Source organism: Komagataeibacter diospyri, assembly GCF_043995075.1.
GTDB classification, from domain to species: Bacteria; Pseudomonadota; Alphaproteobacteria; order Acetobacterales; family Acetobacteraceae; genus Komagataeibacter; species Komagataeibacter diospyri.
This window is the reverse complement of record NZ_CP171836.1, coordinates 1,731,854-1,744,342: the sequence shown is the minus strand read 5'-3', so window position 1 is coordinate 1,744,342 and position 12,489 is coordinate 1,731,854. Positions and strand designations below refer to the sequence as shown.

Annotated in this window: 11 protein-coding genes; 7 read left to right on the top strand and 4 right to left on the bottom strand. The window is 64.2% G+C overall.

What is annotated here, in order from left to right:
• The first annotated feature begins 3 nt into the window (after positions 1 to 3).
• Both ACE2AA_RS08285 and ACE2AA_RS08280 read left to right on the top strand, forming a co-directional pair.
• On the top strand, positions 4 to 417 hold the full coding sequence (locus ACE2AA_RS08285) for an EVE domain-containing protein (protein ID WP_141260688.1): 414 nt from the start codon (positions 4 to 6) through the stop codon (positions 415 to 417).
• Between the two features lie 181 nt (positions 418 to 598).
• Positions 599 to 1,450, top strand: coding sequence for an EcsC family protein (locus ACE2AA_RS08280; protein WP_141260687.1), 852 nt, complete (start codon positions 599 to 601; stop codon positions 1,448 to 1,450).
• Between the two features lie 191 nt (positions 1,451 to 1,641).
• Here the strand turns inward: ACE2AA_RS08280 and ACE2AA_RS08275 are convergent, their stop codons facing one another.
• Positions 1,642 to 1,833 (bottom strand): hypothetical protein, encoded by a 192-nt coding sequence (locus ACE2AA_RS08275; RefSeq protein WP_141260685.1) that lies wholly within the window; start codon positions 1,831 to 1,833, stop codon positions 1,642 to 1,644.
• 29 nt (positions 1,834 to 1,862) lie between these two features.
• The gene (locus tag ACE2AA_RS08270) at positions 1,863 to 2,837 is read right to left on the bottom strand and encodes a D-glycerate dehydrogenase (RefSeq protein ID WP_141300661.1); all 975 of its coding nucleotides are present in this window, start codon (positions 2,835 to 2,837) and stop codon (positions 1,863 to 1,865) included.
• 68 nt (positions 2,838 to 2,905) lie between these two features.
• On the opposite strand from ACE2AA_RS08270, the gene aat reads away from it, so the two are divergent.
• From aat to ACE2AA_RS08250, 4 genes are all read left to right on the top strand, one after another.
• Positions 2,906 to 3,565: a leucyl/phenylalanyl-tRNA--protein transferase gene (aat, locus tag ACE2AA_RS08265; protein ID WP_227000865.1), complete on the top strand. Its 660-nt coding sequence runs from the start codon at positions 2,906 to 2,908 to the stop codon at positions 3,563 to 3,565.
• Between the two features lie 68 nt (positions 3,566 to 3,633).
• The gene (locus tag ACE2AA_RS08260) at positions 3,634 to 4,323 is read left to right on the top strand and encodes a hypothetical protein (RefSeq protein ID WP_141260682.1); all 690 of its coding nucleotides are present in this window, start codon (positions 3,634 to 3,636) and stop codon (positions 4,321 to 4,323) included.
• Positions 4,324 to 4,365: 42 nt separating this feature from the next.
• Positions 4,366 to 4,968, top strand: coding sequence for a DUF4412 domain-containing protein (locus ACE2AA_RS08255; RefSeq protein WP_141260681.1), 603 nt, complete (start codon positions 4,366 to 4,368; stop codon positions 4,966 to 4,968).
• Between the two features lie 135 nt (positions 4,969 to 5,103).
• Positions 5,104 to 5,409 (top strand): hypothetical protein, encoded by a 306-nt coding sequence (locus ACE2AA_RS08250; protein WP_141260680.1) that lies wholly within the window; start codon positions 5,104 to 5,106, stop codon positions 5,407 to 5,409.
• Here ACE2AA_RS08250 and ACE2AA_RS08245 read toward each other — a convergent pair.
• Positions 5,403 to 5,909 (bottom strand): peroxiredoxin, encoded by a 507-nt coding sequence (locus ACE2AA_RS08245; RefSeq protein WP_141300657.1) that lies wholly within the window; start codon positions 5,907 to 5,909, stop codon positions 5,403 to 5,405. The two genes, ACE2AA_RS08250 and ACE2AA_RS08245, sit on opposite strands and share 7 nt — an antisense overlap.
• A gap of 129 nt (positions 5,910 to 6,038) precedes the next feature.
• Positions 6,039 to 9,053 carry a bifunctional [glutamine synthetase] adenylyltransferase/[glutamine synthetase]-adenylyl-L-tyrosine phosphorylase gene (locus ACE2AA_RS08240; RefSeq protein WP_395372042.1) on the bottom strand — a complete coding sequence of 1,005 codons (3,015 nt, stop codon included), beginning with the start codon at positions 9,051 to 9,053 and terminating at the stop codon, positions 6,039 to 6,041.
• 65 nt (positions 9,054 to 9,118) lie between these two features.
• On the opposite strand from ACE2AA_RS08240, the gene ACE2AA_RS08235 reads away from it, so the two are divergent.
• Positions 9,119 to 12,451, top strand: a complete 3,333-nt coding sequence (locus ACE2AA_RS08235; RefSeq protein WP_395372041.1) for an AsmA-like C-terminal region-containing protein — start codon at positions 9,119 to 9,121, stop codon at positions 12,449 to 12,451.
• Positions 12,452 to 12,489: the final 38 nt, after the last annotated feature.

Sequence of the window (12,489 nt, the reverse complement as noted above, 5' to 3'; positions counted from 1 at the left end):
GTCATGGCGTACTGGCTGATCAAGTCCGAGCCCGATGCCTTCTCGTGGTCCGAGCAGGTTGAGAACGATATTGAACCGTGGACCGGCGTGCGCAACCACCAGGCGAAGAAAAACCTCGCGGCGATGAAGGTGGGCGACCGGGCCTTTTTCTATCACTCCAACGTGGGCCGTGAGATCGTGGGCGTGGTGGAAGTCGTGCGCGAAGCCTATCCCGACCCCACGGCGGCGGATGGCAAATGGGTCTGTGTTGACGTGCGTGCGGTCGGTCCGGTGCCACATCCGGTCACGCTGGCGGCGATAAAGGCCGATCCGGACCTTGCGGATCTGGCGCTGATCCGTCAGTCGCGGCTGTCCGTCGTGCCGGTTTCGGACACGCACTGGCGGCATCTGTGCCGGATGGGTGGCTGGAACAGCTAGGGACATGCCACGTTTCATGACAGCAGGCATGGCGGCGCACGTTGCAAGAATGCCGTCATGGTGCTGAAACGGTGGGAACTGCCGCATGGGTATTGCGGGCGGTGTCCCATGCCCCGCCTTTATGGCGGACATGGCGCGACCGGTCCGTAAAGGTACGGAAGATCAGGCGAAGGGCATTGTAATGAGTGCAGGTTCCTCAAACGAACTGGCGCCGCTGACGTTGGACAGCGCGTGTATCACTGAACTCCAGCAGGCGCTGGAACGGGTTGAATCAGGGCGCGGCGTGCTGGTGCGTCTTGCCGATCTCATGGGGGGCGCCGTGGGGCAGGCAGCCATGCTGGGCATGCGTACGCTTGGCCTGGCGCCGGGGTTGCAGGCTCGCCTGCAGGTCACGGCGGAAACCGCGATCAGGCGTGCGTTCGACCTTGCGGTTGTCGGCATGGACCGCCCCCATGACGTATCCGCCACCCCCGATGGTGGTGCGGGATGGCGCGACCCGGCGCTGAAGGCCGCCGTTACGGTCTCGGGGGCCGTGGGTGGCTTTACCGGCCTGCCGGGCCTTGTGGCCGATGTGGGCTTCACCACCCTGACCATCATGCGCGAAATCGCCCGTATCGCACGTGAACAGGGTGAAGACCTGTCGCAGGAAGATGCGCGCGCCGCCTGTCTGGAAGTGTTCGCCCTGCGTGCCTTCCCGTTTGGTGCGTCAAAAGGTCAGGGGCAGGGCGAGGATAGCGAACTGGGCTATTTTTCCGCCCGTGCCATGCTGCGCGGTCGCCCTGTCGTCATGCTGGTCAGCGAGGTCGCGACCCATTACGGTCTGGGCCTGTCGCGTAAATTCGCATTGCAGATGATGCCGGTTGCGGGTGCGCTGTGCGGGGCGTCGCTCAATGTCGCGTTCCTGTCGCATTACCGTGCCGTGGCGCAGGCGCATTTCACCATTCGCAGGCTGGAGCGTGAATACGGCCCTGAAGTCCGCCGCACCGCGATGGACATGAAGGCCCATGCGGCAGCGCAGGTTCGCGAAAGCTGAAGTCCGCAGGAAGGTTTCTGGAAGCCGGCCGAGAAGCAGGTCCAGACAACGTCCGGCGATCATATGGAAGTTTTCGGTGAAGCTTTTTTTAAAGTTTCAAAAGAATGCCGCCTTTTGGGAAAAAGGCGGCATCCAAAGACTTTCATTTTCATTTATCAATGGATTGTTTTCAAACAATCCCCGTCGGCCGCTCAGGCCGATTTGTCGGGCACGGCTGGCGCAGGCTTCGGGTGGGCGCGCAGTTCGATGAAGGCGGCTACCAGCGCGAAGAACGTGTAAAAAGCCAGCAACGTATCCAGCACCCCGTGGAAACGGGGGGCAAGATACTGCAGCAGCACCGTAATCAGTGCGAACACCACGAAAACACCGGGCAGTCCGATCATGACCCTGTCCTTCCTGTCATTGCGCCGGATCAGGCCCTGACCGGCGTCAGCGCGTCACGGCCCGCCAGCACTGCTTCCACATTGTCCACTGCCATCATGCCCATGTCGGTGCGCGTTTCTACCGTCGCACTGCCCACATGGGGAGTCAGGAACACGTTGGGCAGTTCAAGGAAGCGCGGGTCGGGATTGGGCTCGTTGCGGTAGACATCCAGCCCCGCGGCCGCAAGCTGGCCGGAACGCAGGGCGTCGATCAGCGCGTCTTCATCCACCAGCGCCCCACGCGCCGCATTGATGAAAATCGCCCCGCGCGGCAGGCAGGACAGCAGGTCGGCATTGATCATGCCATCGGTTTCGGGGCTTGCGGGCAGGTGCAGGCTCAGGATGTCGCAATGGGGCAGCATGTCGGTCACGGTGCTGAAATAGGTCGCACCGGCTTCCTGGTCCGATGGCAGGCGGCGGCGGTTGGAATACATCACCTTCATGTCGAAGCCACGCGCCCGCTTCGCCACCGCCCGGCCAATGCGGCCCATGCCGACAATGCCCAGCCGCTTGCCGCTTATGCGTGTGCCCAGCAGTTCGTCCATGGCCAGTGACCGGCCCCAGCCCCTGCGCATCAGCGCGCCATATTCACTTGCCCGCCGTGCCGCCGCCAGCATCAGCAGTATGGCCATGTCCGCATTGCATTCGGTCAGTACGTCAGGCGTGTTGGTGACAACTATGCCGCGCGCATGCAGGGCGGGAATGTCCAGATGGTCCGTGCCAACGCTGACCGTGGCCACGACCTTTACACTGTCAGGCAGCAGCAGCACGTCATTGCCACGCAGCGGCAGGCCGGTGGCGGTCAGGATCGCCTGCGGCTGGAACACACGCGCCGCATCCAGCAGTTCGCGCGTTGTCATCTGCTGGTCTGGGACCGTGGGTATGTTAAAGCTCTGTTCAATGCGTTGCATTACCGGGGTGGTCTGGCGCTGGGTCAGTAATACACGGGGACGGGTATCGGACATATGGGGTGGTTTCTCCTGACAAGGCGGGCATGCCCACGAAAGCATGCGAAAAGGGTTATCCTAAGAACATGACGGGTCAAGAGACGGTTCCCATTACACCGGAACTTATGCTGCGTGCGTACATGGCGGGGCTGTTTCCCATGGCGCCGGATGCCGGATCGGATGAACTGGAATGGTTCTGTCCCGAAATGCGCGGTATCCTGCCGCTGGACGGGTTTCATGTCAGCCGCAGGCTCATGCGCACGGTGCTGTCGGCGCGCTTTGCAGTGGTGGCAGATCAGGACTTCCCCGCCGTCATGGATGGCTGCGCCGAACCTGCGCCGGGACGGGAGACGACATGGATCAGCCCGCGCATCCGCACCCTGTTCTGCCAGCTGCATGACATGGGTCATGCCCATAGTGTGGAAGTCCGGCACGAAGGCAGGCTGGTGGGCGGTCTGTATGGCGTGGCGATCGGGCAGGCGTTCTTTGGTGAAAGCATGTTCAGCCGTATGCGCGATGCGTCCAAGGTCGCACTTGTTCACCTTGTCGCGCGCCTGCGGCTGGGAGGATTCAGCATTCTGGATACCCAGTTCGGCACCGATCACCTGTCCAGCTTTGGCGGGATGGAAATCCCGGCACGGGACTACATGCGCCAGCTGGCTCAGGCCGTGGGGCGACAGGCGACATGGATTGGAAATGATCGCGTAACGGAACTTGAAACCGCCATCCGCGCCCTGCGCATGTGACGGGCGGCGTATGGTTGACACGACCGGCCATGCGGGGTTCCGTCTTGGCAGATGAAAGGGAAAACACGATGAAGCATGGAACGGCCCGCCCGCGATGGCAGTGGACAAGGACGGGCGTGCTGCGGCCGGGTATTGCGGCGCTGGCGGTCAGTATCGCGTCCGGCTGTGACATTCCCGCCGCGCGGGCGGAGGACCCTTCCAGCGTTCATCCCCCGCTGACCCCCACCCGTGACGTGCAGGTGGACTATAACGTGCAGCCCGACGGCGTACCCGAACCCAAGGCCGTGCGCACATGGTTCGCTTATAATGGCGGGTTGATGCGAATCGACAGCCCGCAGGGCATGGGCGAGACGATCCTCAACCGCATGAGCCGCCAGGTCACGATCATCATCAACCCGCAGAAGGTGTACAGCCAGCTTGATGCCCGCTATGGCATCCGCAATCCTTTCCTGCTCGACCTGTCCATGACATTCGCGCGCAGGGGCAGTTCCACCGTGGCGGGTGTGCCCTGCACGCAGTGGGATGTCACGACCGATCAGGGCAGTGCCACCGCCTGCGTGACTGATGACGGGGTGGTGCTGCAGGAAATCGGTGTGGATGGCGACGGGCTGAAGGGCCGGCTGGAGGCGACGAAGGTGGTGTACGCCCCGATCCCCGACAGCATGTTCCAGCCGCCCGAGGGATATCGCAAGATCGATCCGCCCCCCCCACCCGGCACGCCGCCCGCCCGCAAGGATGCGGATAAGAAAGGCGGCTGATGCCGTCTGACCCGAAGGCCAGTTTTTCAAGGATTACATGAAGTGACACGATTTGCGCATGGTGGCCGCCGGGCTGCACTGGTGACCTGTATGCTGGTGGCCGGGATGGCAGGTCATGCATCCGCCGCCGACCCTGATCCCCAGAGCCCCTATGTCACCCCACAGGCGGATGTGGACGTGACCTACACCATTTATCCCCCCCATGACACGAGCGCGGTCATGAGCCAGCGCATGCGCTGGTCCGCCAGCCGCATGATGCAGCGCGTGGACCCCGCCAACGCCAGCACCTACATGATTACCGACTACCATGCCGGGACCCTGACGGTGGTAAACCCCGGCCAGAAGGTCAAGACGGTCATTCCGGCGCCGGGGGCGGCCAATGTGCAGATGGGTCAGCGCGCGCAGGGCACCTGGCTGCGCACCGGCGTGTCAAAGGTTGCGGGGATTCCCTGCGCCCTGTGGCAGACACAGGATACCGACCAGCGTTCGAGCGAGATCTGCTACACCGATGATGGCGTGATGATGGAAGTCATCCGTGATGGCAAGGTGATGGTCGAAGCCGCATCCGTGACACGCACGCCGCAGGATGAAAGCGTGTTCGCTGTTCCGTCAGGACTGAAGGAACTGCACGCAGCCCACCCCTGATAGAGACCCCACCCGGTCTGCTTTATGGCATGAAAAGGGCGGAACCTGCCCGTAAATCGCCATTACGGTGCTGTCTAACCGATTCCGGCGGGGATGCTTTCCCTGCCGGATTGGACCAGTAACGGGAACAGGTTGATGAAGAATACAGGACGTATCGCAGCGGGGCTTCTGGTTCTTGCCGGGCTGGCGACCGCCGCCCCGCAGGCACATGCTTACGGGCGTCACGGTGGTGGCGATGCGTTTGTCGGCGGTCTGGTTGGCGGCCTTGTCGGCGGTGCCGTGGCGGGTGCAATGGTTGATGCGTACGGCCCGCCACCGCCCCCTCCGCCGCCGATGTATTACCGTCCGGCCCCGCCGGTGGCCTATTACGCACCGCCACCCCCTCCGCCGCCCGTGGTGGTGTATGGCCCCTATGGTGGTCCGGGACGGCCGTATTACTGAGCCTTGGCCGCCTGTAGCGTCAGGGTCGCAATGGCCTTGCGCACGGCGGCGACATGGTTCGTGACCTTGACCTTGCGCCACGCCTGCACCAGGTGGCCGGTGGCGTCGATCAGGAAGGTCGCGCGTTCGATGCCCATGTATTTGCGGCCATACATCGATTTTTCCACCCATACGCCATAGGCTTCGGTCACCTTGCCATCGCTGTCGGATGCAAGGGGAAAGGTGAGGTTGTGGTCGGCTGCGAATTTTTCGATCGCAGGCATGCCATCGCGTGAAACGCCAATGACATTCACGCCGTCTTTGAGCAGGTCAGCCAGTGCGGCCTCGAACTCACATGCTTCCTTGGTGCAGCCTGACGTGTTGGCCTTGGGGTAGAAATACAGCACGAACGGATGGCCCTGCAGCGCATGCAGGCTGACCGTGCGGCCATGGCTTGCGGGCATGCTGAAATCGGGAACGGCACTGCCGGGTTCGGGAAAGGGGGGTGTCGGGTTGCTCATGACCTGCCTTGCTGATCTTGGGTGCACGTGTCCCGTCCATGGGGGACGCATGCAGCATTGTTGTGGGGACGATCATGCACTGCCTTGGCCGCTCGGGGAACCGCTGTCATGTGCCTTCCACGCTTACACTTATGTGTCCGGGGCGGGCGGCAGCAGGCGGTCGAAGACTTCCCTGACACTGGCGGCCATGCGGTCCATGCGCGCCAGCAGCCTCTCCGCGTCCGCCACCCGGAATTCCCCGGTCAGGATTTCCAGGCTGGCGGCGGGAATGGTGTCGGGCACCTCGCTGCCACATATGATCCGGATCAGCCCCTGCAGCGCACGCCAGAACAGGTCGGCGCGACGCAGCAGGCGGGCATCGGCGTCCGTGATATCCCCCCCATGCGCCAGGCGCAGCAGGGCCAGACGGGTGGACTGGCTGCGCCTGGCGGGATCGGTCGTCAGAAGCTGCAGCCCCTGGGCAATGAATTCCACATCCATAAGGCCGCCGTGCCGGCGCTTGATGTCCCAGGGGCTGGTGGCGGGACGTTCACGGGCCAGGCGTTCGCGCATATGGCGTACGTCATGTACGATCTGGCCGCGCTCGTGCGGGGTGCGGACGCCGTGGCCCAGTGCTGTGGCAATGGCCGCACGCAGTTCGCAGCGCAGGGCGGGCGGTCCCGCCACGACGCGCGCGCGCGTCAGGGCCATGCGTTCCCATGTCCATGCGGATTCTGCATGATAGCGGCGGAACGCGGACAGCGAGACGGCGACCGGCCCCTTGGACCCCGATGGACGCAGCCGCATGTCCACCTCGTACAACGGTCCCTCGCGCCCCGGCGCGGTCAGGGCCGCGACAAAGGCATGCGCCAGCCGGACGTAATACGTGCCCGCCGCAAGCGGGCGTGGCATCAGGCCATCGGCAGGTGTGGTGGCAGGCACGACGCTTTCTCCGGCATCCGCCGGGTGGTCGAACACCAGCATGAGGTCAAGGTCCGATCCCGGCATCATTTCACACGATCCCGCCTTGCCCAGCGCCACGACCGCCATGGACCCGCCGGGCACCGTGCCGTGGCGGCGCCTGTGTTCATTGCTGACCACGCGCAGCAGGCCACGTATCACCGTTTCCGCCATTGCGGTGCGGGCACGGGCGGCGCGTTCCTCGCTCATGCGGTGTTCAAGGCGGGCGACCGACAGGCGGAATTCCTCGCCACAGACCAGACCGCGCAGGACGGGCAGGACCTGTTCGGCCGACTGTGCGCCCGCGACATGCCGCCGCACCAGCGCCGTGACCGTACCCAGTGCACCGGGACCGCCATCCATGTCCAGCAACCCGTCCAGCGCGGAGGGCGTCTGCGCCAGATGGTCCGCCAGGAACGGCGCACAGTCCAGCACTGTGACAATGCGGTGGATCAGCGCGGGATTGCGTTCCAGCAGCGACAGGAACTGCACCCCCGCCCACTGGCGTTCCAGCAGCGCGTCAAAACGCCGCAGCACGGTCAGCGGCTGCCGGCGCTTGCCGATTTCCGTCATGATGGCGGGCAGCAGCCGGCGCAGCAGCTTGCGCGCCCGGTCCGAACGCAGCGCGCGCAGGCGGTTGCCTTCCCACCGGTTCAGGATGACAAGGGCATCATTGATGTCGGTGGCCGGGAAACCATGCTCCAGCAGCCTGTCGGCGGCGTCGGCATCCTCGGGGGCGATGGTAAGGTCCGGCGCATCACTTTCGGCAAACTGCAGGTCGAAGGTCCGGCGCGAATGCTGCATGACCGACAGCATGCCGCAGGAAAGGCTGCCTGCATCCGGTGCGAGCATGAAGGTCGCGAAGCGCGCGAATCCGTCATGTGTATCCGGCAGGGTATGGGTCTGGTGATCCATGCGCATTTGCAGCCGGTGTTCGGCCTGCCGCAGCATGCGGTAATTGCGGGCCAGTATTGCGGCCTGTTCACGTTCCAGCAGGCCCGCCCGGCGCAGCCTGCGCAGCGCACCCAGCGTGGTAGGGTCACGCAGTTCGGGTCGCCTGCCGCCCCAGACCAGTTGCAGGGCCTGAGCCACGAATTCCACTTCCCGTATGCCGCCCTGGCCCAGTTTGACATTCTGTCCCAGCAGCCAGCCTATGGCGGCGTCAGGATCGCGGATGAATTCGGGCGGCAGGCTGCCCAGGTTGGCATGTCCCGCGTTACGGTGGCGGTCGATCCGTGCTTTCATGTCATGCAGATCGTCAATTACCGCGAAATCCAGATGGCGACGCCATACGAACGGATGAATGCTTTTCAGAAAACGGCGTCCCGCCGTGATGTCCCCCGCGACCGGCCGGGCCTTGGTCATGGCCGCGCGTTCCCACGTCCGGCCCATGCTTTCGTAATACTGGATGGCAGCGGGAAAGGATACGGCGGCAGGCGTGGCGGAGGGGTCGGGGCGCAGCCGCAGGTCCATGCGGAATACGTAACCATTTGCATCACGCGCTTCCATAAGCGTGACAAGATCGCTAGTCATGCGCACAAAGGTATGCCGCAGTTCCCCGTTGCCGGGGTGACGGTCCGGGTCATACAGGATGATCAGGTCTATGTCCGAGGAGTAGTTCAGTTCCCGCGCGCCCAGCTTCCCCATTGCCAGAACCACGAAGCCGCTGCCCCGGCACGGGGTTTCGGGGTTACGCAGGCGCAGTCGCCCGGTGTCATGCGCATGCAGCAGCAGATGTCTGACCGCTGCCCCCAGCGCGTTCTCGGCCAGCTGGCTCAGCGCCAGGGTGACCTGCTCCAGCGTCCATGCTCCGCCGATATCGGCCAGCGCAATGGCCAGCGCCGCCTGCCGTTTGGCCACACGCAATGCTGCCATGACCTCAGCGCGTGCAGTAGCGGGCGGCAGGGCATCCAGTCCCGACAGGATATGGCGCACGCACGCATCCGCGCCATCCGTCAGCAGGTCGGCAAAGGCATGGGTGTCGCGCAGCGCCAGATCGGACAGGTAGGGACTGTTTCCCCCCACCGCATCCAGCAATGGCCCCAGTTCGGGCAGGCTGGCGATATCGGGCAGGCCCGCGCGCGCGCAGGCATCCGTCAGATTTTCATGCAGGATGCGCGCGGCCCGCGTGTCGGCGGCGTGGGGCCATGTGCAGCCACGCCACGAAGGATGCAGCACGAAGGAGGGCAGGGCAGGCTGGTCCATGGGGAAAGGTCCGTTAAGGGGCTGAAAAATCATGCGGGCCGGCATGGTGGCATGGCGTGGGTGGCATGACGGAAGCTGGCCAACCCTCTCCCGCCCCGGTCCCCGTGTCCAGTCCCAGCCGTGTGCGTCGCGCGGTGATGGCGGCCGGACGGATGGTGATCTGGCTGGTGCTGTTGTGCATTACGCTGCCTGCGGTACTCCTGCTGGTGCTGACGGTGCGGCTGTCCGCTGGCCCGCTGGATGTGACGCCGGTGGTCAGCCTGCTCATGCCGCTGCCGGTAGCCCATGGCTTCAGGCGTGACGATATCATTGGCACCCTGTCCGCAGGGCATGTGCGCATGGGCTGGAATGCCGTGCATGAAGGTCTGCGCGCCCCACTGGTGATATGGGTAGAGGACGTGCGGATCCAGCGCCGTGACGGGCAGATGGCTGATACCCTGCGTCGTGGCCGCCTGACGCTGGACAGCCCGGCACTGTTTCATGGCAGCGTGCGGATACTGGAACTGTCGGCATCACACGGGCGGCTGAAGCTTGCACGCAACAGGGAGGGCAAATTCGGCCTCGACCTTGGTCCGGACACGCCTTATTCCGCACGGAAACCCGAAGAGCCGGCCCCGGTGGACCTGACGGCGCTGCGGCAGGCGGTCATATCCGACACCCACGTCAATTTTGCCGACCGCATGACCGGGCGCACATGGCGGCTGGGCGAAGCCGATGCCCGGCTGAAGGTCGTGACCGATTCCGGGCAAAAGGGGGTCACGGGTGATGTCCGCCTCGGGCTGGAGGGGAATGGTGAACGGCTGGTGGTGCATGGCACGGGCGAACATGTCGGCGCGGGTCAGATCAACTGGACACTGCAGCTTGACCCGATCAGTCCCGCCGCCTTCGCGCCGGGCCAGAAGGAGGTGGAGCCACTTGGCCTGCCCGTGGGCGGTCAGCTGCAGGTTGCCTTTCGTAACGGGGGCGCGCCGGATGTTCCTTTCCTCATGCCGCGTGAGTTCACGCTGCATCTGGATGCGGGCAACGGGAAGGTCACGACACGCAAGGCGGGGCAGTTCCTGGTGGGTGAAGGGGAAGCCGACCTGGTCGGATCGCTGGGGGCGGGGCCGCGTGCCGCACCGTTTGATGGCCCGCTGCATGTGGCACTGAAACGGCTGGAACTGCACCTGCGCGCGCCGGGACATGCAACCGATGACGGCAGTGGCCCCACGCTGGACGCTACGGCGGACCTCAAATCGACATCCCTGCTGAACCCGAAGGCGGCGCAGGTGAATGTGACCGCGCGCGCACGCGCGCTGGATTTTGCGACACTGGGCGATTTCTGGCCCCCACGCGCCATGAAGGGCGCGCGGCGGTGGGTTACGCAGAACATCCCGCAGGGGCATGTGCAGGAACTGCAGGTCAATATGGGGCTGGCCAGCCACAAGGGCTGGAACGGGCTGGACCTTGTCTCGCTGGGCGGGACGATTGATGCGGACAGGATGGAACTGCACTGGCTGCGTCCCATTCCGCCCATGCATGACATGGACGCCCATCTGACCTTCGATGGCCCGGATGAGATCATGATCCGCTTTGGCCACGCCTTTCAGCTGGTGGACCTGGCGGACCGACACGTGGACGCCACCGGCACCGGACGGATCGAGGTCGGCCCCGGTTCCATGCGGATCACGGGCCTGAATGAAAAGGTGCAGGTGGGGGATATCAACGTCACCCTGCTTGGTAATGCGCGTGATGTGCTGGCGCTGCTGGCCGAACCGCGGCTGAATGTGCTTTCGCGCCATCCCATGTCGTTTACGCACCCTGCGGGGCGGGCCAATGTGTCGCTGCATATCGCCCTGCCGCTGGATGCGCATGTGCGGCTGGACCAGATCGACCTGCGCAGCCACACCGATCTGGCACAGGTGCATCTGGGCAATGTGGTGGTGGGGCGGCCACTGGATAACGGCAACCTTGGCATTGATGCCACGATCAACGGCCTGCTGCTGCAGGGGACCGGGGTGCTGGCGGGCATTCCATCCAGTGTGATCTACACCATGGATTTCCGTAACGGGCCGATGGTCCACGCAGTGGAAAGCGCCAGCCTGCAGGGACATGTCACCCCTGAGGGCGTGCGCCGCGCGGGGTTCGAGATGGGTGAGCATTTTGCCGGCAGCGCCCAACTGGATGTGGATTACGACCGGTACGTGGGCGGCAAGGCGCAGGTCAATATCGACCTTGACCTTGACCGTGCGGCGCTGAGCATTCCCATCTGGTCCAAGAAAGTGGGGCAGGAAGCGAATGCCTCGGTCGAGCTTGATCTTGACCATGGCCAGATCTCCAGCATCGAGAATATCCGCGCCGTAGGCCCTGACCTGCTGATTGATGGCCATGCCGAAACCGCATCCGGCGTCGCGCGCCGCCTGATCCTGCGCGGGTTCCATGTTGGCCGGTCAATGGGCAATGCCTCGGTCACGCTGCCGCTGCGCGACAGAGATCCGATCGGGGTGAACGTGGCGGCAAAAGTACTGGACCTGTCGCCGCTGGTGTCATTCCAGACTGCGCCGGACAGTTCGGTTTCTGCCAGGGTGGCGGCCCGGCAGGGCAGCAGTGGCTACCATGTGCCCGAAATGGCCAGCGGACGCGTGAAGGGACCGCCGGGACGCAGGTGGGACCTGAATGTGGATGCCCGCACCCTGTATTACAGCCCGAAAGATACGCTGACGAATGTGCACAGCCATCTGGAAACCGATGGCGTGCGCCTGACGCGCGGGGTCATGACGGTCGAGGGGCCGGTGGCGGCTGCGGCGCACCTGAATCCCAAGGGCAATACGCGCGTGCTGGATGTGCATGTGGCCAGCCTTGGTGCGCTGCTGCAGGACATGAAGGTCACGGATGAGATGCAGGGCGGTGTAACCGACATCACCGGCAGCTTTGACGACAGCGTTGCGACCGCACCCTTCTCGGGCAAGGTGCATATGGGACCGTTCAGGCTGCGCAACGTGCCGGCGGTGGTGCGCATGGCCAACAATGCCTCGATCTATGGCTGGCTGCGCGCGCCGCATGCGCCCAGCTTTCAGGTCGAGCAGCTGGATGCGCCGGTTACGCTGGATGAAGGCAACATCCATATTGCCGACGGGCTGGTCAGCAACGCATCCCTCGGAGCCACGGTGTCAGGTGACGTGAACCTGGAGAAAAAGACGCTGAATCTTGATGGCACCATCATCCCGGCCTTTGCCGTGAATGCCGCACCTGGTCACCTGCCCGGCCTGCTGGGCTGGCTGTTCAGCCCCGAAAAGAACGGGGGCGTCGTCTCCGCCACCTATCAGGTCACAGGGCCGATGGATAACCCGGCAGTGCATGTAAATCCGTATGCGATGCTGCTGCCCGGTTTCCTGCGTAACCTCATGCATATCCACTAAAGAAGTTTCTGGTGAAGCTTTTTTCAAAAAGGCGGCGC

Excerpts from the sequence above, each read along its gene's own strand:
- ACE2AA_RS08240 (WP_395372042.1), bottom strand. The coding sequence starts at position 9,053 with ATGGACCAGCCTGCCCTGCCCTCCTTCGTGCTGCATCCTTCGTGGCGT.
- ACE2AA_RS08245 (WP_141300657.1), bottom strand. The coding sequence starts at position 5,909 with ATGAGCAACCCGACACCCCCCTTTCCCGAACCCGGCAGTGCCGTTCCC.
- ACE2AA_RS08235 (WP_395372041.1), top strand. The coding sequence starts at position 9,119 with ATGACGGAAGCTGGCCAACCCTCTCCCGCCCCGGTCCCCGTGTCCAGT.
- ACE2AA_RS08270 (WP_141300661.1), bottom strand. The coding sequence starts at position 2,837 with ATGTCCGATACCCGTCCCCGTGTATTACTGACCCAGCGCCAGACCACC.
- ACE2AA_RS08285 (WP_141260688.1), top strand. The coding sequence starts at position 4 with ATGGCGTACTGGCTGATCAAGTCCGAGCCCGATGCCTTCTCGTGGTCC.
- aat (WP_227000865.1), top strand. The coding sequence starts at position 2,906 with ATGACGGGTCAAGAGACGGTTCCCATTACACCGGAACTTATGCTGCGT.
- ACE2AA_RS08280 (WP_141260687.1), top strand. The coding sequence starts at position 599 with ATGAGTGCAGGTTCCTCAAACGAACTGGCGCCGCTGACGTTGGACAGC.
- ACE2AA_RS08275 (WP_141260685.1), bottom strand. The coding sequence starts at position 1,833 with ATGATCGGACTGCCCGGTGTTTTCGTGGTGTTCGCACTGATTACGGTG.
- ACE2AA_RS08250 (WP_141260680.1), top strand. The coding sequence starts at position 5,104 with ATGAAGAATACAGGACGTATCGCAGCGGGGCTTCTGGTTCTTGCCGGG.
- ACE2AA_RS08260 (WP_141260682.1), top strand. The coding sequence starts at position 3,634 with ATGAAGCATGGAACGGCCCGCCCGCGATGGCAGTGGACAAGGACGGGC.